The 12,876-nt window shown below is 72.7% G+C and carries 12 protein-coding genes and 1 pseudogene; 5 read left to right on the top strand and 8 right to left on the bottom strand.

Translation table 11 applies throughout. The features are described 5' to 3' along the window. Positions 1-294 precede the first annotated feature (294 nt). Together pknB and ACZ619_RS04730 are read left to right on the top strand one after the other, a co-directional pair. Positions 295-2,259 (top strand): Stk1 family PASTA domain-containing Ser/Thr kinase, encoded by a 1,965-nt coding sequence (pknB, locus tag ACZ619_RS04725; protein WP_469594090.1) that lies wholly within the window; start codon positions 295-297, stop codon positions 2,257-2,259. A gap of 34 nt (positions 2,260-2,293) precedes the next feature. After that, a complete protein-coding gene (locus ACZ619_RS04730; protein ID WP_469594093.1) occupies positions 2,294-3,196 on the top strand; it encodes a deoxyribonuclease IV in 903 nt (300 codons plus the stop codon). Positions 3,197-3,302: 106 nt separating this feature from the next. Here the strand turns inward: ACZ619_RS04730 and ACZ619_RS04735 are convergent, their stop codons facing one another. The 5 genes from ACZ619_RS04735 to ACZ619_RS04755 form a co-directional block, all read right to left on the bottom strand. After that, positions 3,303-3,806 carry a Pycsar system effector family protein gene (locus ACZ619_RS04735; RefSeq protein WP_469594095.1) on the bottom strand — a complete coding sequence of 168 codons (504 nt, stop codon included), beginning with the start codon at positions 3,804-3,806 and terminating at the stop codon, positions 3,303-3,305. Next, positions 3,803-4,945, bottom strand: coding sequence for a hypothetical protein (locus tag ACZ619_RS04740; RefSeq protein ID WP_469594098.1), 1,143 nt, complete (start codon positions 4,943-4,945; stop codon positions 3,803-3,805). The genes ACZ619_RS04735 and ACZ619_RS04740 overlap by 4 nt, the downstream gene beginning before the upstream one ends. Then, the gene (locus tag ACZ619_RS04745) at positions 4,942-7,152 is read right to left on the bottom strand and encodes a hypothetical protein (protein ID WP_469594100.1); all 2,211 of its coding nucleotides are present in this window, start codon (positions 7,150-7,152) and stop codon (positions 4,942-4,944) included. The genes ACZ619_RS04740 and ACZ619_RS04745 overlap by 4 nt, the downstream gene beginning before the upstream one ends. Further along, positions 7,149-7,904, bottom strand: coding sequence for a nucleotidyl cyclase domain-containing protein (locus ACZ619_RS04750; RefSeq protein WP_469594102.1), 756 nt, complete (start codon positions 7,902-7,904; stop codon positions 7,149-7,151). Before ACZ619_RS04750 ends, ACZ619_RS04745 begins: the two co-directional genes overlap by 4 nt. Before the next feature lie 112 nt (positions 7,905-8,016). Next, positions 8,017-8,709, bottom strand: coding sequence for a Crp/Fnr family transcriptional regulator (locus ACZ619_RS04755; protein ID WP_469594105.1), 693 nt, complete (start codon positions 8,707-8,709; stop codon positions 8,017-8,019). A gap of 187 nt (positions 8,710-8,896) precedes the next feature. Between ACZ619_RS04755 and ACZ619_RS04760 the strand changes: the two are divergent. Next, positions 8,897-9,554: pseudogene (locus ACZ619_RS04760) on the top strand (DUF4396 domain-containing protein). A 12-nt stretch (positions 9,555-9,566) separates the two neighbouring features. Here ACZ619_RS04760 and ACZ619_RS04765 read toward each other — a convergent pair. After that, complete coding sequence (locus ACZ619_RS04765) at positions 9,567-10,199, bottom strand: sulfite oxidase-like oxidoreductase (protein WP_469594108.1); 633 nt, start codon at positions 10,197-10,199, stop codon at positions 9,567-9,569. Between the two features lie 186 nt (positions 10,200-10,385). Here ACZ619_RS04765 and bfr point away from each other — a divergent pair, with 186 nt between their 5' ends. Next, positions 10,386-10,865, top strand: coding sequence for a bacterioferritin (bfr, locus tag ACZ619_RS04770; protein WP_469594110.1), 480 nt, complete (start codon positions 10,386-10,388; stop codon positions 10,863-10,865). A 23-nt stretch (positions 10,866-10,888) separates the two neighbouring features. Here the strand turns inward: bfr and ACZ619_RS04775 are convergent, their stop codons facing one another. Next, positions 10,889-11,149, bottom strand: coding sequence for a (2Fe-2S)-binding protein (locus tag ACZ619_RS04775; protein ID WP_469594113.1), 261 nt, complete (start codon positions 11,147-11,149; stop codon positions 10,889-10,891). Positions 11,150-11,270: 121 nt separating this feature from the next. Next, the gene (locus ACZ619_RS04780; RefSeq protein WP_469594116.1) at positions 11,271-12,623 is read right to left on the bottom strand and encodes a class II 3-deoxy-7-phosphoheptulonate synthase; all 1,353 of its coding nucleotides are present in this window, start codon (positions 12,621-12,623) and stop codon (positions 11,271-11,273) included. A gap of 106 nt (positions 12,624-12,729) precedes the next feature. Between ACZ619_RS04780 and ACZ619_RS04785 the strand changes: the two genes are divergently transcribed. Next, complete coding sequence (locus tag ACZ619_RS04785; RefSeq protein WP_111582571.1) at positions 12,730-12,786, top strand: trp operon leader peptide; 57 nt, start codon at positions 12,730-12,732, stop codon at positions 12,784-12,786. Positions 12,787-12,876 lie beyond the last annotated feature (90 nt).

Consider the following 12,876-nt stretch of genomic DNA (forward strand, 5'->3'; position numbering starts at 1 on the left):
CGGGCGGGATCGGTGCGGTCTCCCGCGGCCGGCGCCGGGCGGTGCCGGCCGCCGCCGTCGGCTGTCGGTGGCTGCCGTCGGCTGTCGGTGGCTGCCGGCGGGGGGAAAGCGGAGGTTTGGGGGGTGGGCGGTTGTTGCGGGAGAGGGGGGTGCGGGTGGGGGAAACGGAAGGGTGCGGGGTGGGGTTCCGGGGTCGGCCGGTGGGCGTGGGAAGCGTCACAGGTGCGCTGCAGTCGGCGGGGGAAAGCGGTCTCACCTGTGGGACTGCCGGTTTGTCCTCGTACACTCGCCTGCGTGGACAGGACCCTTCAGGACCCTCTCGTCGGGCAGGTGCTCGACGGCCGTTATCGCGTCGACGCGCGAATCGCCGTCGGCGGGATGGCCACGGTCTACCGGGCCCTGGACGTCCGGCTGGACCGTGTGCTCGCGCTGAAAGTGATGCATCCCGCGCTCGCCGCGGACGGCTCCTTCGTCGACAGGTTCATCCGGGAGGCGAAGTCGGTCGCCCGCCTCGCCCACCCGAACGTGGTCCAGGTCTTCGACCAGGGGACCGACGGGTCGTACGTGTACCTCGCCATGGAGTACATCGCCGGCTGCACCCTGCGTGACGTGCTGCGCGAGCGCGGCGCGCTGCAGCCGCGGGCCGCGCTGGACATCCTGGAGCCGGTGCTGGCCGCGCTCGGCGCCGCGCACCGCGCCGGGTTCGTGCACCGGGACATGAAGCCCGAGAACGTGCTGATAGGGGACGACGGCCGGGTCAAGGTCGCCGACTTCGGGCTGGTGCGGTCCGTGGGCTCCGTCACCAACACCACCGGCGCCGTGCTCGGCACCGTCGCCTACCTCGCGCCGGAGCAGGTCGAGAGCGGCGCCGCCGATCCGCGCGTCGACGTCTACGCCTGCGGTGTCGTGCTCTACGAGATGCTCACCGGGGAGAAGCCGCACGACGGGGACTCGCCTGCGGTGATCCTCTACAAGCACCTGCACGAGGACGTGCCGCCGCCGTCGGCCACCGTGCCGGGGCTGGCCTACGAGCTGGACGAGCTGGTCGCCCTCGGTACCGCCCGCAACCCCGAGCTCCGTCCCTACGACGCCGTCGCGCTGCTCGCCCGGGTGCGGGAGACCCGCGGCCTGCTCGGCGACGCGCAGCTGGACGCCGTACCGCCGCAGGCGCTGGCGAACGGGCACGACATCGCCGAGGACCGGACCAGTGTGATCCCGCGGTCGCTGACCGTGCCGCGGCCCCTGCCGGTCAACGAGGACGACCAGGACGCCAGGCACGCCGTGGCCGGCGGGGACGGCGGGGACGGCGGGGGCACCCTGCGGACCAGCCGGTTCGCGGCGCCGCCGGCCCCGGAACGGCGGCGCGGGGGCCGGTCCCGGCGCTGGCCGGCGACGCTGATCGCGGCCCTGCTGCTGGTCCTCGGCGTCGGCACGGGCGTCTGGTACATCAACTCCGGGCAGTTCACCAAGGTCCCGCCGCTGCTGTCGAAGACGCAGGCGCAGGCCACCGAGCGGCTGAAGGAGGCCGGACTCGACGTCAAGTCGGTCGAGCACGCCTACAGCGACACGGTGAAGCGGGGCACGGTGATCAGCACCGACCCGGCGGCCGGCGAGCGCATCCGCAGCAACGACTCGGTGACGCTGACCGTGTCGGACGGCCCGGAGACCGTGAACGTGCCGGACGTGCGGGGGCAGACGCTGGCCAGGGCCAGGGCGCTGCTGAAGGCCGACGGGCTCGCGCCCGGCATGGTGACCCGGGAGTTCAGCGACAGCGTGCCCAAGGGGTCGGTGGTCTCCACCGACCCGGGCGCCGGGTCGAAGCGGCACGCGGGTGCCGCCGTCGCGCTCGTCGTCAGCAAGGGCGCCCCGGTCGACGTCCCGGACGTCACCGGCGAGGACCTGGACGACGCCCGGCAGGAACTCCAGGAGGCCGGGCTGAAGGTGACCGTCTCGGCCACCCAGGTCAACTCCGAGTACGACCAGGGGCAGGTGGCGCGTCAGACCCCGGCCGGTGACGCGCAGGCCGCCCAGGGCGACACGGTGACCCTGACGCTGTCCAAGGGCCCGGAGATGGTCGAGGTGCCGAGCGTGGTCGGGGCCAGTGTCGACGACGCGAAGAAGCTGCTGGCCGCCTCCGGCTTCCAGGTCAAGGAGGACCGCGGGCTGCTGGGGCTGTTCGGCGACACCGTGAAGAAGCAGTCGGTGGACGCCGGGCAGCAGGCGCCCAAGGGGTCGACGATCACCATCACCATCCGGTGACCGGCGCCGGTCCGCGCCGTGACACCCTTGACGGGTGAAGAGTCAGCAGTCCGGTCCCACCGCCGGCGCCCGGTCCGGCGCCGCCCGCAACCCCGTCGGCGGCCATGTCCCCGTGGCCGGCGGCCTGCACTCGGTGGGGCTGTCGTACGCCCGTGAGCTGAAGGCCGAGACCGTGCAGGTCTTCGTCGCCAACCCGCGCGGCTGGGCCACCCCGGCCGGCAACCCGAAGCAGGACGAGGCGTTCCGCGCGGCGTGCGCGCAGGGGGCGGTCCCCGCGTACGTGCACGCCCCGTACCTGATCAACTTCGGCTCGCACACCGAGGCGACCGTGGAGAAGTCGGTGGAGTCGCTGCGGCACTCGCTGCGGCGCGGCCGGGAGATCGGGGCGCTCGGGGTCGTGGTGCACACCGGGAGCGCGACCGGCGGGCGGGCCCGGGAGGTGGCGCTGAAGCAGGTACGGGCGCACCTGCTGCCGCTGCTGGACGAGCTGACCCACGACGACGACCCGTTCCTGCTGCTGGAGTCCACCGCCGGGCAGGGGTCCTCGCTGTGCTCGCGGACCTGGGACTTCGGGCCGTACTTCGAGGCGCTGGACGCCCATCCGAAGCTGGGCGTCTGCCTGGACACCTGTCACATCTTCGCCGCCGGGCACGACCTGACCGGGCCGAGCGGGATGCACCAGACGCTGGACCTGCTGGTGGACACGGTCGGCGAGGGACGGCTGAAGCTGATCCACGCCAACGACTCCAAGGACGTCGTCGGCGCGCACAAGGACCGGCACGAGAACATCGGCTCCGGGCACATCGGCGAGGACCCGTTCCGCGCGCTGATGACCCACCCGGCGACCGAGGGCGTCCCGCTGATCATCGAGACGCCCGGCGGCAGGGAGGGGCACGCGGCGGACGTCGAGCGCCTCAAGCGGCTGCGGGACGGGTGACACCCCGGCCCGGCGGGGTGTCACCCGTCCGGCGTCAGGCGGCAGGCCGTACGCAGCAGGCGGCAGGCCGTACGCGGCAGGCGGCAGGCGGCAGGCGGCAGGCGGCTCATGCCAGTGCCAGTGGTACCGCCGCCAGCAGCAGCCCCGCTCCGAGCAGCGCCATCGACCGGCGCAGCCAGCGGTACTTCGCCGAGAGGATCACGCTGACGTCCTGGAACTGGGTGAGCAGCCAGCCCACCCGGTCCGTCCCGGCCTCGGCCGCGGCGCGGCGCAGCGCCTCCCGGTCGATCCCGCCCAGCGCGTCGGCGTAGAAGGTCGGGCCGGGTGCGGCCCGGACCGTGCGGGTGCGGGGCACGATCACCGCGAGCAGCAGCAGCGTGCCCGCCGCCCACAGCGCCCCGCCGGCCGCGAGGAAGGCCAGGGCGACGCCGGAGACACCGGACGGCGTGCCCCGGCCGAACGCCAGCGCCGGCACCGCGACCGCGCCCGAGAGCAGGACGGACGCCTTCACGTCCGCCCTGCCCAGATCCTCGCGCACGGTCAGCAGCAGCCGTTCGGCGACGTAGTGCGCGGCGGCGTCGGGGTCGGGGGCGGGGTCGCCCGCGCTCATCGGCGCGCTTCGGGACTGGAGTCGTCCTCCACCCCCGTCCCCTCTCCGGGGACGGCGTCCGAGAGGATGACGTCCGGGGCGATGGTGTCCGGGGCGATGGCGCCGAACGGCGGCGCGGGCGGGACCGGCGGCCCGGCGTCGGCCGGCACCGGCGGGGCGCCGGCCGGCATCAGCGGGGGCGCGGGGGGCATCGGCGGTATCGGCAGCGAGGTCGGCGCCTGCGGGAGGCCGTTGGGGAAGACGCCGGTGGAGACGGTGCGGCTGTAGTCGATGAGGGCCTGGACCTGGTCGTCGATCTGGTGGCGCTGGACCACGCCCTGGCCGATCAGGTTGGTGAGGTAGTCCAGGGCGCCCTGGCGCTGCTCGCGGGCCTGCTGCTGGAGGACGCCGAGGATCTCGTGCGCCCGGCTCGGGTCGGCGGCCAGCAGATGGGCGTACTGGACGGTCTCGCCCGCGCTGATCAGCTTCTGCGCGTCGTCGATGTTGGCCGCGATCCGCGCCTTGTTGGCGGTGTCGACGGCCTCCTGGACCAGGGTGCCCTTCTCCACCGCGACCATCTTGGCCTGGTGGTCGGCGGCGGCCTGGCCGAGGTCGATGCGGACGAACACCTGGGTGGCGAGGCCGAGATCGGCGCCGAAGTCGTTCCAGCGGCCGCTGGCGAGTTCGTCCTGGATGGCCTCGTCGACCTGCTGGGCCGAGTCCAGGCTGTGGCGGCGGCCGATCCCGCGCAGCCGGGCCTCCAGCGAGGGGCGGAGCATCCGCTCGACGTCGACCACGCGCTTCTCGGCGGCCTGGTAGAAGTCGTACACCTCCCAGTTGACGTCGGCGGCCGCCCGGAAGCGGTCGCGGTCGCCGAGGGTGGGCAGGGCCAGCTGGAAGGAGACCTGGTGCCGGCCGCGGGCGATCCAGCAGACCGAGGTGGGCCTGCCCATCAGCGGCTTGTTGACGTGCTCGGCGCCGCGGACGGTGATGACGCTGTGTCCGCCGTTCTTGTAGTAGAGCACCGAGGCCACCTGGCTGTTGCGGTGCCGGTAGGCGGTCTGGGGGGCGAACTCGCGGACGAAGGGTCCCGCGAGGTCGTGCGGAAGGACGAACTCCTGCTCCTGTGGGGGCCACGGCTGCCACTGGTGGTGCGTCATGGTGTACTCGCTCCCTGGACCGCCCCCCACAGGCGGCGGACCTGCTGTTCGTTCAGTGGTTGGTCGGGGTCTTCGGTGACGTCCCTGATGAGGGCCAGCAGCCGGTTGCGGTCGTCGGTGCTGTGCACGAGCAGCGGCAGGAACTGTTCGAGACGGCCGGCCCAGGGCTGGTCCGCGCAGCCGCGCAGCCAGTCGGACAGGGTCTCGACGGCGGCCTCGTACGACCGCGGGGTCTGCAGGGCGGTCCACAGCAGCCCGGCGAGTTCCGGGGCGAGGGCGGGGCGGACGGCGGCCAGGGCCAGCATCAGCGGCCAGTCCTCGTAGCCCGTCAGGTCGGGGTGCTGGTTCCACAGGTCGACGACGTCGACGGCGCCGAGGTAGATCGTGCTCTGCAGGCCGAGGTCCTGCTGGAGGCGGCGTTCGTCCGAGAGCCAGGCGCGGATCCGGCGCAGGGTGCGGGCCTCGGGGTGGACGCCGGCCAGGTGGGCGACCTGGACGGCGGTACCCGACCGCAGTGTGCCGTCCTCCCAGACGCCGATGCCGTCGAGCAGGTCCAGGGCCTGTCGGGGGCCGTCGGTGGCGCGGCCCCGGCCCAGTACGACGGCCGCCGTCCAGCGCCGCTGCTCGTCGCCCTGCCGGGCCCAGGCGGCGACCAGGGCGCGGATGGCGGTGGAGACCTCCGGGTGGCGCAGCGCCGCGTCGAGCACGGTCGCGGCGAACAGCCGCTGCCGGTAGCGCTCGGCCTGGGCCATGGGCTGGACCATCTCGTGCACGGTGTGCGCCAGGTCGAGCCGGCAGAAGAAGGCGGCGGCGAGGGCGGCCCGTACCCAGACCTCGGGCCTGCCGTCCTCGCACAGTCCGGCGAGCCAGCGCAGCACGGGCCCGCGCGCGTTGTGCCGGTGCTCCCAGAGGTGGCCGAGGACGGCGTCGGCGAGCGCGGCGCCGCCGAAGCGGACGGTGCGTACCGGCACCACCTCGGTGGCGACCTCCACGGTGCCCCGGCCCTCGACGGCGCGGGCGGAGGCGAGCCGGGCGCCGACGCCGTCGCTGAACAGCGGGCGGCCCGGGGTGGCCTCCGGGTCGACGGTGACGGTCAGCTCCCAGGCGAGCATCTCGGCGGCCTCGGCGACGGCGCTGAGCGGGGCCCCGCCCAGCACGGCGAGGGCGATGCGGTAGGCGGCGTCCCTGAGCCGCTCCGGGGTCTCGGAGCGGGCGCCGCCGGAGAACCACTCGGAGGCCTGGACGATCGCGAACTGCCCGCACTCCTCGATGAGCCGCTCGTGGCCGAGCTCGCCCCGGGTGTGGCGGGCGAGCAGCTTCGCGAACTCGGCGGCCTCGACGGGCCGCAGGTCGTCCAGGCCGCGCGCGGTCTCCACGTCGGGGTCGAGGGCGGTGGCGCGGGCCCGCTCGTACAGGTCGGGGCTGTCCTGCTCCAGTTCGGCGGCGAGATGCCGGTGGAGTACGGCGTCGGGGTCGGCCGGGGTGTGGGTGCGGTGGTAGCGGCTGCCGCGCAGGCGGACGTCCCCGGGTTCGGGGGTGGCCAGCAGGACGGCGTACGCCTGCTTCTTGCGGAGCAGTTCGCACAGCCGGTCGAGGCCGGTCTCGTCGGGGAGTTCGCCGCCGGGTTCGAGGGCGTAGCCGTGGCCCTCGCTGATCTGGCCGTCCTCCAGGGCGTCGAGGTCGGTGCGCGGGTCGAGGCGGGCGACCTTGCCCCGGACGACCTCGTCCAGCAGGCACAGGGCGGTCGAGGCGCGGCCGGTGCCGGGCTGGCCGGACAGGACCAGGAGCCGGCCCTCGCGCAGCCGGTCGAGGTGGCGGGCGTAGCCCTCCGGTTTCTCGAAGACGTCGTGCAGCCTGCGCAGTTCCTCGGCGGGCAGCGGGCCGGCCAGCAGGCGTTCGGCCCGCTGTCCGTAGAAGTTGTTGACGGTGTCGACGGAGCCGTAGTTGGAGAGGGTCCCGGAGCCGTGCTGGCTGACCGTGGAGCGGAAGACCCGGGAGGCGGCGGCCGTCTCGCCGGGCAGGGTCTCGTCGGCGTGCGGGTCGGCGGCCGCGCCGATGACGTCGGACTGGGGCTGCGGCTGCTCGGCGGCCGGCTGGGCGCCCTTGTCCGGGTCGGGCTTCTGGGGCTGCGGCGGCTGTTGGGGCTGCTGCGGCGGCGGTTTGGGAGGGGCTCCGGCGCCCGGCTGCTGCGGGTTCTGCGGGGTCACCGGTCACCGCCGGGGGCGTTGATGTTCAGGGTGTCGATGTGGCCGGTGGCGATGAACTGGCCGTTGCCGTACTGGTGGTTGTTCTGGACGAACTGGTCCCGGCCGGGCGCGGGGGGTGTCTTCGCAGCGGGCGGGCCCGGCTCCGGCGCGGTCGCTCCCGGGGCCTGCGGGGCGGGCGGCTCGGGGAGTCCCGGGACCATGAACCAGGCGGTCCTGCGGCCCTCCTTGAGCTCCACGTCGTGCCGGCGGTAGTGGGCGGGTTCCACCCAGCGTCCGCCGGGCCGGACGAAGTCCTCGTACAGCCGGTCGGAGGCGACCACCACCAGGGGCGCGCCGGCCGCGGCCTTGAGGATCGCCTTCGCGGTGTCGCAGTCGCCGAGCCGGCAGGCCAGGTCGACGGCGCGTCCGGAGCGGCCGTGGGCGTCGGCGGTGACCGGGCCGATGTGCAGGCCGGCGCGCAGCCGCAGCGGTTTCTCCCGGCCGCGGTTGATCTCCTTCAGGTTCTGGTGGAGGTACTCCAGCCACTCCCCCACCACCCGCTTGGGCGGGACGTCGGGCGCCAGCACGCTGAGGATGCCGTCGCCGCGGTCCTCCTGGTAGAGCCGGGGCGGGCGGATGCCGGCCTCTTCGAACGCCCGGCCGGTGACGTCGTACAGACTGCGCCGCATCCCGGGTTTCTCGGTGTCGGACAGCAGGCCCGACCCCTGTGCGTCCACGTTGACGATGAAGCCGTAGGCGGCTTCCCCCTCCATCGCTCTCTCCTCCCTGCCGTCCCGCCGGACCAGCGGCTCCGTGGCTGCGATGCTCGCGGAGCGGGCCGGTCCCCGCTGTAGCCGTTTACACAGCGCGCGGGACTCGGTGTCTCTAGGTCTCGTGCGGTTGTCCGGCGGCGAGCAGGCGGAGCGGGTCCAGGTCGGCGACGGCGAGGGTTCCGGGGCCGGTGCGGACGAGGCCTTGTTCGCGTAACAGGCGCAGGGCCTTGGCGACGGCCTCCCGGGTGGAGCCCACGGACGCGGCCAGTTCGTGCTGCGCGAGGGGCAGCCGTATGGTCACGGCCTCGTTCTCCGGCCGGCCGGTGCGGTCGGCGAGCTCGACCAGGCGCTCGGCGAGCCGTTGCAGCACGGTCATGGAGGCCAGCGACCGGCGTTCGTGGTCCGCGCTGCGCAGCCGCTCGGCGAGCTGGCTCATCATGAGCGCGTTGGCGTGCGGCCGGGAGGCCAGGAACCGCCGGAACCGCTCACCGGGTACGACCAGCGCGGCCACCTGGCCCAGCGTGCTCACCGAGGCGCTGCGCGGGCGGCCGTCGAGCGCCGCCATGTCGCCGACGACCTCGCCGGCCCGGCGCAGGGCCAGGATCAGCCGGCCGCCGCGCTCCGTCGGCGTCCACACCGTGCACCAGCCGCTGAGCAGCACCACCACGAACGTGGTGCGGTCGCCCTCCGCGAGGACCGTGCCGTACGGCGGGTACTCGTGCCGGGTGCCGAGTGCCGCGAGTGCCTCCCGGTCCCCCGGGCGGAGTCCCCCCAGGAAGGTATGCCGCTCTCCGAACAGCCCCACCGTCGCCCCCGACCGCTCGCCCCCGAACCGGACCGCAAGCGGAACCCCAAGGGCCCCTTGGATCCGTCTCCGCCCGGCGCGTCTCCCGCCAGGCAATGATCTCAGCGTAGCGCTCTGGGCACGGAATGTGCCGCCCGTTACCGGAACGACGCCCAGCCCGTTCCGGGTATACCCCCAGGGGGTACACATGTCGAACCCCGGGAAGGATCCGCAGCCTGACACCGGGGGTCGGCCACAGAGCACGAGCACACGGCACACGGCACACACGGCACACACGGCACACACGGCACACACGGAGCATGCGGAGCACGGCGCGCACGGCAACGACGCCGCGCACACGGCACACACCGCGCACCCGCGGCACCACGGCCAGGGGGCGGCCGGCACCTCCTGGGGCGTGGCCGTCCAGGCCACCCTGCACCGCCTCACCGGCTGCGCCGCCGGCGAGGTGCTGGGCATGGTCGTCGGCACCGCGCCGGGCTGGACTGGGCTGGGCTGGACTGGGCCGGGGGAACCTGCCCACCACCCTGCCGGCGACCGTACTGGCGTTCGCCTTCGGCTACTCGCTCACCCTGCGCGGGGCGCTGAGGGCGGGCGTCGGCCCGCGCACCGCCCTGCGGGTGGCGCCGGCCGCGGACACCCTCTCGATCGCGGCGATGGAGCCGATCGGCAACGGCACGATCCCGGTCCGGCCGGCCGCGCCGGACGCCCAGCCGGACGACGCGCCGTTCCGGGTCTCGCCGACCGTCTCACTGGTGATCGCGTTCGTGGTGACGGCCCCGGTCGACAGGTGGACGATCGGCCGGGGCAGGAGGCACACGGCGGTGCACCGGTACCACCACTGAACCCGGCGCGGCTCAGAACTCGGGACCCTCGCCCGGCCCCTCCTGGTAGGAGTAGCGCTGCTCCCGCCAGGGGTCGCCGACGTTGTGGTAGCCGCGCTCCTCCCAGAAGCCGCGGCGGTCGGCGGTCATGTACTCGATGCCGCGGACCCACTTGGGGCCCTTCCAGGCGTAGAGGTGGGGCACGACCAGGCGGACCGGGAAGCCGTGCTCGGCGGTGAGGAGTTCGCCGTCCTTGTGGGTGGCGAAGATGGTGCGCTCGGCGGCGAAGTCCGCCAGCCGCAGGTTGGAGCTGAAGCCGTACTCCGCCCAGACCATCACATGGGTGACGTCGGGGGCCGGCGGCGCGAGCTCCAGGACGGTCCACGCCGGGATCCCGCCCCACTCGGCGCCCAGCATGCTGAACTTCGTCACGCAGTGCAGATCGGCGACCACGGTGGCGTACGGCAGGGCCGTGAACTCCTCGTGGTTCCAGGCGCGCTTGCCGCCGTCGGCGGTGGCGCCGAAGACGCCGAACTCCCAGCGCTCGGGGCGGAACTTGGGCACCGGACCGTAGTGGGTGACCGGCCAGCCGCGCTGCAGTCGCTGTCCCGGCGGAAGCTCGGACCCCTCAGCTTCTCTGGACGCGTGCTCCACCGGATGACCCATGCCTTCCATCCTGACAGACCACGGACGGTGCCCCCGACCAGGCACACCCCCCACAGGATGCCAAACCGGTCAACTAGCACTAAGTATGCACTTACTTACTAAGCACGCACTTACTGGACGATCTTCTGTGCCGGTGCAATCATGCGCCGCAAACGTCATCCGTCCCAGGTGGAAGGAGCCTCTGCGATGCAGGGCGACCCCGAGGTCATCGAATTCCTCAACGAGCAGCTCACGGGTGAGCTCACCGCGATCAACCAGTACTTCCTGCACGCGAAGATGCAGGAGAACTTCGGCTGGACGAAGCTCGCCAAGTACACGCGGCACGAGTCGTTCGACGAGATGAAGCACGCCGAGGTCCTCACCGACCGGATCCTGTTCCTGGAGGGGCTGCCGAACTACCAGCGGCTCTTCCACGTGCGCGTGGGGCAGACCGTCAAGGAGATGTTCGAGGCGGACCGCCAGGTCGAGGTGGAGGCGATCGACCGCCTCAAGCGCGGCATCAAGGTCATGCGCGAGAAGGGCGACATCACGTCGGCGAACATCTTCGAGGACATCCTGGCCGACGAGGAGCAGCACATCGACTACCTCGACACCCAGCTGGAGCTGGTGGAGAAGCTCGGCGAGGCGCTCTACATCGCGCAGCTGATCGAGCAGCCGGAGAGCTGACCCGGGCGAACCGGCCCAGGGGCCTAGGCGGCTTCTTCGAGTCCGTCGAGTCCGTCGAGTCCGTCGCGCCCGTCGACGCCGGAGAGCACCGGACGGCCCTGGTCGGCCAGCTCGCGGCGGGGGCAGGCGCCCCGGCCGAGGATCGCCTGGATACGACGGACGCACGAACCGCAGTCCGTGCCCGCCTTGCAGGCGGACGCTATCTGGCGGGGAGTGCAGGCGCCGTCCTCCGCGTGCCGCTTGACCTGCGCCTCGGTCACCCCGAAACAGCTGCATACGTACACGCGGATTCACCTCCCGCCGGATCGATAAGGCCAACCTAACCTTACCCGGCGCGATCGGACCGCAAAAGTGCGAAGGGGCGCGGATCGTATGTGATCCGCGCCCCACCGCATGTCCGGCCGCCTACTGGTCGCGGTACATCTCCGCGACGAGGAACGCCAGGTCGAGGGACTGGCTGCGGTTCAGGCGGGGGTCGCAGGCCGTCTCGTAGCGCTGGTGCAGGTCGTCGACGAAGATCTCGTCGCCGCCGCCCACGCACTCGGTGACGTCGTCACCGGTGAGCTCCACGTGGATGCCGCCCGGGTGGGTGCCGAGCGTCTTGTGGACCTCGAAGAAGCCCTTGACCTCGTCGAGCACGTCGTCGAAGCGGCGGGTCTTGTGGCCCGAGGCCGCCTCGAAGGTGTTGCCGTGCATCGGGTCGGTCACCCAGGCCACGGTGGCGCCCGAGGCGGTGACCTTCTCGACCAGCTCGGGAAGCTTGTCGCGGACCTTGTCGGCGCCCATCCGCACGATGAACGTCAGCCGGCCCGGCTCCCGGTCGGGGTCGAGGCGGTCGATGTAGCGCAGCGCGTCCTCGGCCGTCGTCGTCGGGCCGAGCTTGAGGCCGATCGGGTTGCTGATCTTCGAGGCGAACTCGATGTGCGCGCCGTCCAGCTGCCGGGTGCGCTCACCGATCCACACCATGTGCCCGGAGACGTCGTACAGCTTGCCGGTGCGGGAGTCGACCCTGGTCAGGGCGGACTCGTAGTCCAGCAGCAGCGCCTCGTGCGAGGAGAAGAACTCGACGGTCTTGAACTCCTCCGGGTCGGTGCCGCAGGCCCGCATGAAGTTCAGCGCGTTGTCGATCTCGCGGGCGAGCTGCTCGTAGCGCTGGCCCGACGGGGACGACTTCACGAAGTCCTGGTTCCAGGCGTGCACCTGGCGCAGGTCCGCGTAACCGCCGGTGGTGAAGGCGCGCACCAGGTTCAGCGTCGAGGCGGACGCGTTGTACATCCGCTTCAGCCGCTCGGGGTCCGGGATCCGGGCCTTCTCGTCGAAGTCGAAGCCGTTGACCGAGTCACCGCGGTACGTCGGCAGCGTCACGCCGTCGCGGGTCTCGGTCCCCTTGGAGCGCGGCTTGCTGTACTGGCCGGCGATCCGCCCCACCTTCACCACGGGCACCGACGCCGCGTACGTCAGCACGGCACCCATCTGGAGGAGCGTCTTCAGCTTGTTGCGGATGTGGTCGGCCGACACCCCGTCGAAGGCCTCGGCGCAGTCGCCGCCCTGGAGGAGGAACGCCTCTCCCTTGGCGACGGCCGCCATCCGGGCGCGCAGCTGGTCGCACTCGCCCGCGAAGACGAGCGGCGGATACGACTCCAGCTCCGCAACGACTGCGCGCAGAGCCTCGGGGTCGGGGTACTCGGGCTGCTGCGCCGCGGGCAGGTCTCGCCAGGTGTTGCCGGCGCTCGGGCCGGTCTTAGCGTTCACGGTCACCTCGTAAACATTACGGGGTTGTGTCCACCCTTTTTTCCCTGGCTCGACTGGTGAGACGCCGTGATTGTCCCGTGGACGGAGGGCGGCGTGCGGTAGGGTTCCCGGCATGTTCGCGCTTTCGAACCAGAACTGGTGGTGGACCGCTTCTCCGGCGGCCCACTGACTGCGCGTACGCAAGACTTCGCGAAGGCCGCCCGAGGGGCGGCCTTCGGTGTTCTCCGGGGTCGTTCCTCCCTTACCCGCCCCACCAGGC

It is taken from the genome of Streptomyces sp. NPDC104367, from assembly GCF_055583825.1.